Raw genomic sequence first — 12,193 nt, 5'->3', positions numbered from 1 at the left:
CTGCGTGAACGGTCGAATCGAGTGGGTGTAGGTCGAATAAACTGCGTGAACGGTCGAATTGAGTGGGTGGTAGGTCGAATAAAGTGCTTGAACGGTCGAATCGAGTGGGTGGTAGGTCGAATAAAGTGCTTGAACGGTCGAATCGAGTGGGTGTAGGTCGAATAAACTTCGTGTACGGTCGAATCGAGTGGGTGTAGGTCGAATAAAAGGCGTGAACGGTCGAATTGAGTGGGTGTAGGTCGGCAAAAGGCTGCCATTTTCATGATTTTCAAAAAGTTAATTACTGATGAGTAGTTATCTTAAAATACTGAAAAATTAAATATTGATTTCGCGTTTAATAATAAAGAATTTTTGGTAGGTATGTTATGTAATATATGTTAATATGGGATATGCGATGAAAGGGTTTTCATTGCAGGAATGAAAAAAATATTTTAATATAGTAAATATGCCGCTTTTTGCTCTTCACTCACACTTAAAAGACGGTTAAAAAATATATTGCCAGAAATGGGGCATTACACGATGAAATACAGATCTGCATTTGATATAATCGGTCCCGTCATGATTGGACCTTCAAGCTCACATACAGCAGGAGCTGCCAGAATTGGCAGGGTAGCAAGGACATTATTTGGAAAGCAACCGAAGAAAGCCATTATTTCTTTATATGGTTCTTTTGCAAAAACTTATAGGGGACACGGTACGGATGTTGCTGTCGTAGGCGGGATATTGGATTTCGATACGGATGATGAACGAATCCCTGCCTCTTTAACGATAGCGGAAGAAGCCGGTATGGACGTTTCCTTTACAATCGAGGATACCGTGATGGATCATCCTAATACAGTCAAAATCAGGCTTTTCGACGAAGATAAAGAACTGGAACTTGTTGGGATATCGATTGGCGGCGGAACGATAGAAATAACGGAGCTAAATACCTTCAAGCTTAAATTGTCGGGTGAAAACCCAGCCATTTTAGTTGTGCATAACGATGTGTTTGGAATCATATCTTCCGTTTCGACAGTATTGGCGAATCATGAAATTAACATTGGCCATATGGAAGTTTCACGGAAGGAAAAAGGTCAAATGGCCCTCATGGTTATTGAAGTCGACCAGAAAATCCAGAGCGATGTCATGAAGGAAATGGAACGATTGGAAAATGTGTCGCAAGTCATAAGGATGGTAGAGTGATCATCATTAAAAGTGTTGGCATAGATATGGAGGTAAAAACATGTTCCGAAATGTAGCAGAGTTGGTTGAACTTGCTGAAAGTAAAAAGGTAAAAATCGCGGAAATCATGATTTTACAAGAAATGGAGTTCTCGGGCCTGTCGAGAGAACAGATCATTGAAAAGATGGACAGGAATTTGACAGTGATGGAACAAGCGGTGGAAAGAGGCCTGAAAGGGGTGCAATCCGTTACAGGCCTTACGGGCGGAGATGCCGTTCTTTTGCAAAATTATATCAAGTCGGGCAAGGCACTGGCAGGTAATTTATTATTGGATGCCGTCAGTAAAGCTGTTGCAACAAACGAAGTGAATGCTGCAATGGGAATGATTTGTGCCACTCCGACTGCTGGTTCTGCTGGCGTTGTTCCCGGCACATTATTTGCCGTGAAAGAAAAATTAAACCCGACCCGGGCAGAGATGATCGAATTTCTTTTCACTTCCGCTGCCTTCGGGTTCGTGGTGGCAAACAATGCTTCCATTTCCGGGGCGGCTGGTGGCTGCCAAGCAGAAGTGGGCTCAGCAAGTGGAATGGCCGCGGCTGCGATAGTAGAACTGGCCGGCGGTACGCCAAGCCAAGCCGCAGAAGCAATGGCGATCACATTGAAAAATATGCTTGGACTGGTTTGTGATCCAGTGGCTGGATTGGTCGAAGTTCCTTGCGTGAAACGTAACGCAATGGGTGCCTCCAACGCGATAACGGCAGCTGATATGGCGCTTGCAGGCATTACGAGCCGCATTCCATGTGACGAAGTTATCGATGCCATGTATAAAATAGGATTGACCATGCCGGTTGCACTTCGTGAAACGGCAGAGGGCGGCCTGGCCGCGACTCCTACTGGGCGTAGATTGGCAAAGGAAATTTTCGGTTCATATAAATAAACATTCAGTCCCATTAACAACAGATTTGTTAATGGGTTTTTTAATTTGTCTTAAAAAAACAACTCCAATCCCTCAGCCTGCCCAAAAATAAGGGTATCTTTTAGTGAATGGAAAAAGGAAATTAGAGGAAGACGGAGGGATATGGCGTTTATGGACACGGAGATGGAAACAGTCGTATAAAATTCTGAATTATCAGTGAATATGGAGCCGTAGCAACTTTGTGAGTTATCACATTCAATGATAAGATGAGTACGAAATTCACTATGGGAAGGATTGATTCTTCATTAATTTTCTCGAATTAACGTACACGTCGGCAATGGAAAAAGCGATGTTTCAGGCTCATGGAATCGGCTATGCACTATACGCTCAAAAACTGGAGCAGCGCATGATGGTAGAACAAGAACGGGAACAGGATTATCTAAAAAGCAGGCGTATATCAGACGAGATGAGAGCCAATCTTTTTTTGGGTAGTTAATTTAAAGGATATCGAATAACATAAAAAGAAAAAATCTTGAACAAGCGAAAGAGCAATCTTTAAGATTGCTCTTTTTGTCCTGCACTAAAAGGTAATTTTCCACTTAAAAAGAAGGAAACAACACTTTTAAATAGAATGTACGTTGATGTAGAGGAGGATTGATCTTAGTGGAGAGAAGAACATTACTAGTATCTGCATTACCGGGATATGAAGAAGAAATTGGGCGGTCGCTATGGTGTTTAGAGGATGTTCGCCGTACGCTTATAACGAAATTAACTGGAATCAGCCAAAATATACTTGATTCGAAAATTGATGAAAGGCAAACGATTGGCTCGTTGCTCTATCACATAGCTCTGATAGAGGCAGATTGGTTATACGAGGAGGTCCTTGTTTCGAAATGGGATTCGGAAATACGCGCGTTGTTTCCATTGGGATGCCGTGCTGAAGATGGCTCCCTAAACCACATTGAAGGACAAACATTAGAAGAACATTTCTACCGTCTCAATAAGGTGCGTGAAGTATTTCTTTCAAACTTTTGCACAATGGACCTAAAGGATTGGCGTAAACCCAGGGTACTTAAACAATATGACGTAACGCCTGAATGGGTCGTTTATCATTTGATTGAACATGAATCACATCATCGAGGACAGATTTTTCAGTTGCTGAGGAAATTACGGAATGAATAAGAAGTGAAAGAAATGTGATTTTTAGTGGCCTGCTATTCATATCCGTTTGTCGACAAATCTGCCGAAAAACTGCTTGGCAGACGGCCGGCGGATAGAAAGCGGATTTTTGAAAACGTTTATCAAAGAAAAAAACTGTAGACAAACTCGCTTTTCCTCGAGTTTTTGTCTACAGTCAATTTGCTTGGACTGATTTATCATTAATCTATTTGGTGATTGAATTTCGACTTTAAGACGCTGCTGGCATACCCAATGAATCCTCCAACAATGGCAGGGATGACCCATCCTAGTCCTGCCTCATACATAGGAAGTATTGCAGTGAATAAATCATTGATGAATGAAATGTGTACACCTGCTCCATTTAATCCATCAAATAAACTGACGATGAATGTTAAAAGTAAGCTGCCTTGATAAACTTCAGGTCTTCCTTTAAATAAAGAATGAAGAAATGTTAAGAAAATCAAAACAATCGCTAATGGATAAATGGCTGTCATAACAGGTACTGAAATGGCAATCAACTCGGTTAGTCCAATATTGGCAATGATTGCACTGAATATGGATAAACTTATGGCAATCGTTTTGTAAGACAGATTTGGAAATAACTTATGAAAGTACGTCGAGCAAGATGTAATGAGTCCTACACTTGTCGTTATGCAAGCCACTGTAATCATTAATCCTAATAATAGCCCGCCATATGCTCCAAAGTAATAATCCGAGACTTTTGCCAAGACAATGCCTCCATTATCCAAGCGTCCAAGTTCCCCAACGCTTGAAGCACCCATATAAGAGAGAGCTGTATAAATGGTAGCAAGGATAACGGCCGCAATGGCAGTCGCTTTTCCACAAACGATCATTATTTGTTTTTTTGTTTTAGCACCTTTTTCTTTGATGGCATTAATGATGATGATGCCAAAAACAAAAGATGCAAGAGTATCCATCGTTAAATATCCTTCTCTGAACCCATTGAAAAATGGTTGTACCATATAGTGCTCGGCAGGTGCTTGAAAATCTCCGATTGGATTAACGAAAGCGACTACCACCAGGATACCAATGAACGTCAACTTGATGGGTGTTAAAACTTTCCCCACAATTTCGACAATTTTCGCAGGATTGAGCGAAAGAAGGCACGAAACTGTAAAAAAGATGATGGTGAAAATAAGTAAAGGCAATGGACCTGAATCTTCAGGCAAAAAAGGTTTTACACCGATCTCAAAAGAAACATTTCCTGTTCTAGGCATTGCGAATAATGGACCAATGGCTAAATAAAGAACGGTTGTGAATACAATACCAAAGACTGGATGGACACGGCTCGCTAATGATTGTAAGTCATCTTTTCCTGAAAAACCGAGTGCCAGCACACCAAGTAACGGTAGTCCTACTCCTGTGACCAAAAACCCTGCATTAGCTGACCAGATATTCATACCTGCTGATTGACCAAGCATTGGCGGGAATATTAAATTCCCTGCTCCAAAGAAAAGGGCAAATAACATGAACCCAATCACTACTATAAATGAAGATGGTACCTTATTAGACAAAATAAACCCTCCGAAAAAACCAAAATTTTCTATTTTAGAAAATTATTAAATTTTCTAAAAATTATATATACAGTAATACTAAGACCGTATCGTATTATAACTAAATTAAATTGATATTTCAATATATTTTTTGTTTTTTATTTTTTACCGTGATGCTCAGTGGTCCGCCCTTTCCTTATTTTGAACATTTAAGAGCTGCTCATACTAATGAAATTCATTTTGAATAGAAGAAATTTAAAGGAAATGAGGGGGGGGAAATAAAAAATTCTTAGCTTCTTGTTGCTATTTGTTGTGTTTTCAAGTGCAGGTGCCTGTAGGTCAAAGAAAACGGTGAATTGACAATGAAGATCTTAATTAAAGTGGAAAATATAGTGAAATTTAAAGAGGCAGAAAAGTTATTTAAAGGATATTATGCTGCCGAAAATCATTAAAGATCCAACCAATCCAACCTTTGATGAAATTGCAGACATTATTAAAGGATATTTATCAGAAGATGAATATAATGCCCAAATTCTTAAGCTGTTTTATTCAATGCCTTCATTGGTACTTGCGGGAGCTGCTTTGGCAGCTCTAGAGTTAGTAGACAAAAGGGGTATCATCTGAATTTCAAAACAAAGTTGATGGGAATGAAAGGTGCGAGACCACGCAGGCGCAAGCGCGCAGAGGAGGCTCCCCTGGACGCGCTTTTCCCGCAGGAGTTTCGTACCTATTAATCGAATTCTCTTCCAATACTTTTGGACCGTCAAACATATAAAAGCTGACTTTACGCTAACCAAAATGGTTATCGTAAAGTTTCTTTCTCAGTTAACAAAACTTATGATAAAATGGAGTTATCAGAATTTTCCAAATAACGGAACATTCATTGTTCCGTTAAAGGGCCAGTTTAATAGCTATCTATAACCGCCGCAAATGATTTTTTACTAAAAGGATTACTATTAAAGGGATTAAATTGGAGGGAATAGAAAATGGATGTAAAGACCCTTTTGTTACAGCAATGGGCAAGCTGCTTAGATGAAGAGGACTGGTTTCCACCACTTGAAAAAGTGCTAGAGAATATCACATTTGAACAGGCAATTTGGAAACCAGCTGATGGGGAAATGAATTCAATTTGGGAATTAGTTTGTCATTTACTTTTCTATGAAAAGAGATTTCTGATGCGATTTCTTGGTGAAACAGCGAATGAACCACAGGCAGAAAACAATGATTCTACATTTCGATTACCAACTGAGACGTTAGAAAATTGGAAGGAAACAAAACAAGAATACTTTTATGTTCATCGTGAACTTGGAAAAATACTAGCAAAATCAGAACATGAAGATTTGTATAGACAGATCCCAGGAGAAGATAATTCATTAGTGCTTGAACTGAAGAGTTTAGCCATGCATGACGCTTATCATATTGGGCAAATTGTATTCCTAAGTAAAATGCAAGGAGCTTGGGCAGGAAAACGCATCTTTTAAAAATTATTCCATTAAAAGGGGCTTTAATGGAATAAGAACGGGAACGTCCATATCGGACGTTCCCTTATTTTATACCTGAAAAACAACAAATCTATTTAAAAAAGTAAACTCACAATTCCTTTGTCTTAATCCTTTTAATTAACTCTTCAAACCAATATATTGTGTGATCTGTTCTGGTCGAAAAATAGCCATCCAAAAATTCACGAATATTCTCGTTTCCTTTAGGTTCTGGCTCGAAATTCCCAAGCTGCTCCCAAAAAGCTTTGATGGACTTTACTTTTTTTTCTAATATATCTACTACTTTATCCCGATCTACATACTTGATGTTGGCTAAACCTACAATCATATCCTTCATTTCATCCGCATTTTCAAATAATTTATAGATTTTTTGGGGTAGTTCCTCACGACCCTTAGCCGTAATCGCAAATACTTGTTTATCAGGCCGATGTTCTTCTTTTATCACTTCAACTGGCTCGACTAAACCTTGTTTTGCCAATGATTCAAAATGGTAGTACAGTTTACTTTCCGTTAACCCTCCTAGGCGATCAAGTGGAATGGGTTCTGAAAGCTGCTTTTTTAATTTATAAGGATAGTTTTTATCCTCCATCAGCTTGCTCAGTATAAAAATTTGAATAGACATTTTCTACGCTCCTTTAAGAAGTATTATCTCCTTATTGTAGCAAAACCTAAGCTGTGATTTCAGCCGGATTCTTTTCAACTTCTGTTTCAGTAAGCTGTCCTGGCATCGGTTTATGAAGAAACGCGACAATAGCCATATTAATTAACATCGCAACGGCACCAACTGCAGCCATTGACCAAATATACGGACTTGGACTGATGCTGCCGAATAGGTTTGCAAAGTACGCTTGCACCGAGTAATACATCGGTGAAATGTGGCTCATCCATTCATAAGGTAAATACATCATATCACGTGTGATAGTGGCACCATTTGCTATTGTTTGCATTAATAAAATCGGTAAGTTTAAAATCATGCCGCCTTCACCAAATAAGAATATTAAAATCGCGGTGAAATTAAAACATACCATATAGTTTAGTATTTGTTGACCTACTATACCGAAGAATAGGTCACCGCTTGGCTTATCAATTAAATACGCTACACCTACAGCAATGACTGATGAAATAACTGCAATCAATAACGCAGTCAATTGCACATAAATGAATAAGCGTGTTTTACTAGCTTTTCCGCGGCTGGCTCTAAATGCACCTACTATTTGCATCGCTCCGATCATCGCTCCAACATAACCGGCCATTGTTAAGAACATAGGCAGCATATTATGATTCATGCCATCTGGTATTTCGTTGATTGTAACGACATTTCCTACATATGATTTCTCAATCTTTTCCGCTAATTCAGCGGCTTGTTTTTCTGGTACATTAAAGTTCATCAATACGCCCTGAGCTGTTTGCTGCGAGAATTCAGTGCTAAACTGGTTGTTAATTTCAGTTACGATAGCATTCATGGTAGAAGAAACGACTGTTGCTCCTGCCTCATTTATTGTAAAGTCGATGCTTGATGACGCTTCACCTTTTTGGATATTGGCAGAGAAGGTTTTTGGGATGTGTACGACTAATGCTAAATCATTTTGTTCCAATTCTTTTAAGGCTTGTTTATTTGTTATATCCGTCTCGATTTCTTTAAAGGGTAAATTTTCTTGTAACTGTTCGGCAATCATTGCTCCATTTTTACCAGCATCATCATTGATGATGGCGATCGGTAATTTATCGACATTTCCTGGAATGGCTGTATAACCGGGCAAGAAGATGCCTAACATGGCAACTGCATAGAAAATCCCCATAAAGATTGCCGCAGTTGCACCTCTTGTTTTTAAGAATGCAGTAAATTTCATATGTTGAATCCATCCTTTTAATTTAATTTTAGTATTTTACTCAATTCGAAGTACTCTAATTTGAGTAGTTTAAATGAAGTACTTTGTATTTTATTTTATTTTTTTAAAAAAGTCAATTGAAAAATTTTATGTATATGAAAAAAATCCCAACAAAAGCAGAACGTCAAAACCTCTGCTTTGTTGAGAGTAACTATTAGGGAGGGGGTTCATTTGGATTCCTATCGTGGAGCCATATTTTAAAATGGCCGGTGCCGCATATCTTCTTAGCTTGGCAGATTAGTATGCTCAAAGAGACAAGTCATTTCGGTTAATTATGTGTCTCTTATTGATTTACTCTGCCGGCACAATTTTTCTGTGATTACTCAAAAAGTAGCTGTCTTTAAGTTCTTATCTTACTTGAAAGCGGAAAAGCTTTAAAAATTAAGCAATCTTAATTTATGAACAATGACATGAATGCAGTCTTTTTTTCATACGATATTTTTGGGGTGGAAAAATGGCACGAGTAAGTTACCGGAGCTCAGACGTCGACTTAATGGCAAGGATGATGAGAGCAGAAGCCGAAGGTGAAGGAAAACAAGGGATGTTATATGTTGGAAATGTTATTGTTAATCGTCTTAAAGCAAATTGTATAGACTTTATAGATTTAAGAACAATTCCACAAGTCATTTTTCAGATACAAGGAGGAAATTATTCTTTTGAAGCTGTTCAAAAAGGTAATGTATTTTATCAAAGAGCAAGATCTGCTGAAAAAAGATTAGCAAAACAGAATTTGGATTATTGGAGAGAACACCCAGGGAAATATGCCCTTTGGTATTTTAATCCCTATGCCCCATGCCCGCCAACATGGTACGATCAACCTTTTGCTGGTCAATTTAAAAATCATTGTTACTATGAACCAAAACCTGGAACATGTGAAAGTGTTTATACAGGAGGTTGACTGGGAGCTATTATTTTATTTCAAGGAGCTGAGATCAGCAGCTCCTTTTCTTATGCAGCAAACGGGAACTCTAACAAGTGATTATTGGCTTTATTTTAAAATAAAGGAAATATGGATTGTTGTTTGGGGGATTTTTAGTGAAGGCTATTATATTTTTTGTTTATTTTACTGTTGGGTTATTCATTCTCTATATAGTTATTGAAACAGCAGTAAGAAAAGGAATTAACAATTCAATGATCGGTCAACATCTTGAAAAAAAGTATGGAGTTAAGGAAGATAAAAAGTCTTTTTTTGATGATGATTTAGATAATGAAAATAAAACGGATCATTAAAATAAGGAGGTTGCTGCAGCAACTTTTTTAGTGGGAATTTTTTAAAAAATCAATTCAAAAAGACAACAATGCTTTTACTCAAACAGATGCCAGTTGATGGAAAAGCACACCTATTCAGCGTCTTTCCGAGGGCGACGAAATTCTCCGTAGAAGACCTTCCGCTTTTCTGGTTCGGATTCAATATTTTCGATGAAAGTTGTTTTGGCTTCCTCAAGTAACAACCCCTTCAAATTCCGAAGCTTTTTTGTTCCCACTCCTGGTAACTTATCAGGTATAAGAACTTCGAAATCCCCCTGCCGTTTATAAAAACGAATGCTGCCAAGCCCCGTTCTTTCGACTTTCCCCAAGGTATATGTGAATTCAAATCGTTGCTGAATGAATGAAGATAACTCAGGCAGCCCTAAACCTTCATAGAGAGGAGGGAATTCATGATAAACTGGAGGTTCTTTGAATGATATTGAAGAGATCTTCAAATGGATACTCCTCCTTTGATGAAATAAAGACAGACATACGTTGCCTATATTATTGTGCTATGGTCCGTTTTTTTAAACATCCTTGCAGTGCACGTGCTTTCCTGTAATCAGGAACCGTGGATTTTTATTAGGGCAGCATCGGTACTTTCCCTTAATACAATATCAACTATCCGAATAGGTCTGGTAAAACCTTTCTTGGAGATGGATCCAGAATCATATCATCGGGTTATTGATGTTGACCAACACAGTGTATATTACGGGATGTATTATGGCGTTCTTGTTTAGTGAAGGAGCTAGCGGAATTAATGGTCAAACAATTCCTGTTGACGATGGTTTCCTAAGTTTTAAATCTAATTGAGATATTCTTTAAAAAAGACGTAACGGTGTAAATTCGAAAATTCTCGATTTCACACCGTATTTTTATGTAATTATAGTGATTTAGTTTTTTAGGTCTAATACATGGTAGAAATGTATACCGACTTAATTAGAAATGTAACCTTCCTTTCAGTTGTAGGCCCTTTGAATAAATTACTCCTGTTAGAGCCAGATTATTAACATAGGAAATACGAGTGATATAAATGAGGGGCCTGTATGAACCAAGCTGGTGTGAATGAAAAGTATAAGGTATCGCCATTCTATGTGTTTTTTTTACTGCATTCCATGCAAAATGGATTAGGTGTGTTAAATTTTCAAAGAGATTTAGCTAAGGCGACGGGGACCGATGGCTGGATTTCCATCATACTAGCAGGACTGATTGTTCATATATTAATTTGGCTTATATATAAGATTTTTAGCTTTGTTCCTGGTGATATCATTTCTGCTAATAATTATGCATTGGGTAAATGGATAGGGAATTTCTTCAGTCTTTTATTCATTATTTATTTCTTTGTCCTTGGAATGACGATCATTATCGGCTATATAAATGTCATTCATGTTTGGATGTTTGAAGAGGTACCTTCTTGGGCATTTGCTTTGGTTTTCCTGATTCTGATTTATTACATCATTACGGGAGGGTTCCGAACCATTACGGGTATCGCCTTTTTATCCGTAATCGTTTCATACTGGCTATTATTTGTACCGTTATATGGGTTTAAGTACGCTGATTTCACCAGTTTTCTTCCCATTTTCGATCATACTTTAATGGAAATAATGAAAGGAACTAGAAGTACTTCATTATCAATGCTTGGTTTTGAAATGCTCCTGATGTATTATCCGTTCATCAAAGATCCTGAAACATCACAAAAATATGCTCATGGAGGAGCCTTGACCACTACGTTATTGCTACTATTACTTTATTTTGTTTCCACAGTCTTTTATTCACAGAAACAATTGGTCCTTACCCTATGGCCAACACTCTCATTGAGCAGTGTCATTGAATTGCCCTTTATTCAACGGTTTGAATACATATTGGTTTCTTGGTGGGCCATCGTCATCATTCCCAACATGGTCATTCCTTTATGGGCTGCCAGCAGGGGTGTCAAACGCTTATTCAATGTCCAGCAAAAGTATCCCTTATGGGTAATGTCCATACTCATACTACTTGTCAATATACTTTTTTTCGATGTCGATTCCTTATATGTATTAAATAAAATGATCAATCCATACAGCGTGTGCTTCCTTGTTTTATACTTGCCGCTTCTTTTGGTTTTAATAAGCATAAAAAAAAGGAGGAAACGTTCAAAATCCAATAATCATTTATGAAAAGAGAGTGTGTCTGCAGTTTTTTTAAGAAAAGGTTCCAGGTGATTGCAGAAATCCGCTCCCTTTCCGCCGACTGTCTGCCAAGCTTCCTCGGCTCAAGCGCCTGTGGGGTCTCAGCAAGCCAGTTATTCGGCAGGAGTGTCGCAAATTTCTTCCATCCAATAAGGTTTACAGAAAAAACTTAAAGGATAAACTAGTCTTAAACATAATTCGGGATGAAAACAGCCTGCAGTTTTTCAAGAAAAAGTTTCAGGTGATTTCAGAAATCCGCTCCCTTTCCGCCGACTGTCTGCCAAGCCTCCTCGGCTCAAGCGCCTCCTCGGCTCAAGCGCCTGTGGGGTCTCGGCAAGCCAGTTATTCGGCAGGAGTGTCGCAAATTTCTTCCATCCAATAAGGATTACCGAAAAAACTTAAAGGATAAACTAGTTTTAAACATAATTCGGGATGAGACCAGTGCAGTTTTTTCAAGAAAAAGTTTCAGGTGATTGCAGAAATCCGCTCCCTTTCCGCCGACTGTCTGCCAAGCCTCATCAAAGCAAGCGTCTATTTTTAAATGAGCTATTACAGATCTTCAATCATCTTAGTTTTGATCCAATTCACAATTATGTAGTTAAGGCAGGTTAGTTAATAT

The 12,193-nt window shown here is 38.3% G+C and carries 13 protein-coding genes; 9 read left to right on the top strand and 4 right to left on the bottom strand.

Annotated elements, in window-relative coordinates:
- Positions 1 to 519 precede the first annotated feature (519 nt).
- The 4 genes from sdaAB to ACFVS1_RS20955 all read left to right on the top strand — a co-directional run bounded on the left by sdaAB (position 520) and on the right by ACFVS1_RS20955 (position 3,259).
- Entirely contained in the window at positions 520 to 1,182 is a 663-nt protein-coding gene (sdaAB, locus tag ACFVS1_RS20965) for an L-serine ammonia-lyase, iron-sulfur-dependent subunit beta (protein ID WP_352924936.1), read from the top strand.
- Between the two features lie 40 nt (positions 1,183 to 1,222).
- The gene (sdaAA, locus tag ACFVS1_RS20960; RefSeq protein WP_387550207.1) at positions 1,223 to 2,098 is read left to right on the top strand and encodes an L-serine ammonia-lyase, iron-sulfur-dependent, subunit alpha; all 876 of its coding nucleotides are present in this window, start codon (positions 1,223 to 1,225) and stop codon (positions 2,096 to 2,098) included.
- 316 nt (positions 2,099 to 2,414) lie between these two features.
- The gene (locus ACFVS1_RS26920; protein WP_230177757.1) at positions 2,415 to 2,573 is read left to right on the top strand and encodes a YuzK family famiily protein; all 159 of its coding nucleotides are present in this window, start codon (positions 2,415 to 2,417) and stop codon (positions 2,571 to 2,573) included.
- Positions 2,574 to 2,740: 167 nt separating this feature from the next.
- A complete protein-coding gene (locus ACFVS1_RS20955; protein ID WP_387550205.1) occupies positions 2,741 to 3,259 on the top strand; it encodes a DinB family protein in 519 nt (172 codons plus the stop codon).
- 197 nt (positions 3,260 to 3,456) lie between these two features.
- On the opposite strand, the gene brnQ is transcribed toward ACFVS1_RS20955, so the two are convergent.
- Positions 3,457 to 4,791 (bottom strand): branched-chain amino acid transport system II carrier protein, encoded by a 1,335-nt coding sequence (gene brnQ / locus ACFVS1_RS20950; RefSeq protein WP_352924934.1) that lies wholly within the window; start codon positions 4,789 to 4,791, stop codon positions 3,457 to 3,459.
- 411 nt (positions 4,792 to 5,202) lie between these two features.
- On the opposite strand from brnQ, the gene ACFVS1_RS20945 reads away from it, so the two are divergent.
- Positions 5,203 to 5,394, top strand: a complete 192-nt coding sequence (locus ACFVS1_RS20945; RefSeq protein ID WP_387550203.1) for a hypothetical protein — start codon at positions 5,203 to 5,205, stop codon at positions 5,392 to 5,394.
- A 362-nt stretch (positions 5,395 to 5,756) separates the two neighbouring features.
- Complete coding sequence (locus tag ACFVS1_RS20940) at positions 5,757 to 6,251, top strand: DinB family protein (RefSeq protein WP_352924932.1); 495 nt, start codon at positions 5,757 to 5,759, stop codon at positions 6,249 to 6,251.
- Between the two features lie 109 nt (positions 6,252 to 6,360).
- Here the strand turns inward: ACFVS1_RS20940 and ACFVS1_RS20935 are convergent, their stop codons facing one another.
- Together ACFVS1_RS20935 and ACFVS1_RS20930 are read right to left on the bottom strand one after the other, a co-directional pair.
- Positions 6,361 to 6,891 (bottom strand): PadR family transcriptional regulator, encoded by a 531-nt coding sequence (locus ACFVS1_RS20935; protein WP_387550200.1) that lies wholly within the window; start codon positions 6,889 to 6,891, stop codon positions 6,361 to 6,363.
- Positions 6,892 to 6,937: 46 nt separating this feature from the next.
- Positions 6,938 to 8,119 carry a YhgE/Pip domain-containing protein gene (locus tag ACFVS1_RS20930; RefSeq protein WP_387550198.1) on the bottom strand — a complete coding sequence of 394 codons (1,182 nt, stop codon included), beginning with the start codon at positions 8,117 to 8,119 and terminating at the stop codon, positions 6,938 to 6,940.
- A gap of 493 nt (positions 8,120 to 8,612) precedes the next feature.
- Between ACFVS1_RS20930 and ACFVS1_RS20925 the strand changes: the two genes are divergently transcribed.
- Both ACFVS1_RS20925 and ACFVS1_RS20920 read left to right on the top strand, forming a co-directional pair.
- Entirely contained in the window at positions 8,613 to 9,056 is a 444-nt protein-coding gene (locus ACFVS1_RS20925) for a cell wall hydrolase (RefSeq protein ID WP_352924929.1), read from the top strand.
- 137 nt (positions 9,057 to 9,193) lie between these two features.
- Complete coding sequence (locus ACFVS1_RS20920) at positions 9,194 to 9,388, top strand: hypothetical protein (RefSeq protein WP_387550196.1); 195 nt, start codon at positions 9,194 to 9,196, stop codon at positions 9,386 to 9,388.
- A gap of 110 nt (positions 9,389 to 9,498) precedes the next feature.
- On the opposite strand, the gene ACFVS1_RS20915 is transcribed toward ACFVS1_RS20920, so the two are convergent.
- Complete coding sequence (locus ACFVS1_RS20915; protein ID WP_387550194.1) at positions 9,499 to 9,861, bottom strand: hypothetical protein; 363 nt, start codon at positions 9,859 to 9,861, stop codon at positions 9,499 to 9,501.
- Between the two features lie 591 nt (positions 9,862 to 10,452).
- Between ACFVS1_RS20915 and ACFVS1_RS20910 the strand changes: the two genes are divergently transcribed.
- Positions 10,453 to 11,562: a GerAB/ArcD/ProY family transporter gene (locus tag ACFVS1_RS20910; protein WP_387550192.1), complete on the top strand. Its 1,110-nt coding sequence runs from the start codon at positions 10,453 to 10,455 to the stop codon at positions 11,560 to 11,562.
- The last annotated feature ends 631 nt before the right edge of the window (positions 11,563 to 12,193 follow it).

The organism is Peribacillus sp. NPDC058075 (assembly GCF_042885195.1).
In the GTDB taxonomy this organism is placed as follows: Bacteria; Bacillota; Bacilli; order Bacillales; family DSM-1321; genus Peribacillus.
This window is presented reverse-complemented; position numbering and strand designations above follow the sequence as displayed.